Raw genomic sequence first — 292 nt, 5'->3', positions numbered from 1 at the left:
CTTCAACTCCCGTCATTATATTAGTACGAGCATCGATTTTTGGCTGATAATAGACTTCAATCTGTTTATTTTTTATTGCTTTTCTTAAGCGCGCTTCAATACGTAGTTTCTTGTTTTTCTCTATGCTGATTTTCTCATCATAAAGTATCGCTTTATTTCCATCCTTTTTCTTGGCAACATACATCGCTCCATCGGCGTTTATCATCAGAGCATCCATATTGTCAGTATGTTCCGGGTACAGGCTTATGCCGCAGCTCGCACTGACTGTTACTTCATTTCCATCTAGCAAAAA

General features: G+C 38.4%; 1 protein-coding gene. It reads right to left on the bottom strand.

Features of this window, described 5'->3' with window-relative positions:
- Positions 1-289: diguanylate cyclase domain-containing protein (locus PZC42_RS20790; RefSeq protein ID WP_277213982.1), on the bottom strand; the 289-nt coding region annotated here is incomplete at its 3' end.
- Between the last annotated feature and the right edge of the window lie 3 nt (positions 290-292).

Source organism: Isoptericola croceus (assembly GCF_029382255.1).
GTDB lineage: Bacteria > Actinomycetota > Actinomycetes > Actinomycetales > Cellulomonadaceae > Isoptericola > Isoptericola croceus.
Note: the sequence above shows the minus strand (reverse complement) of the source record. Positions and strands in the feature narration are given on the sequence as shown.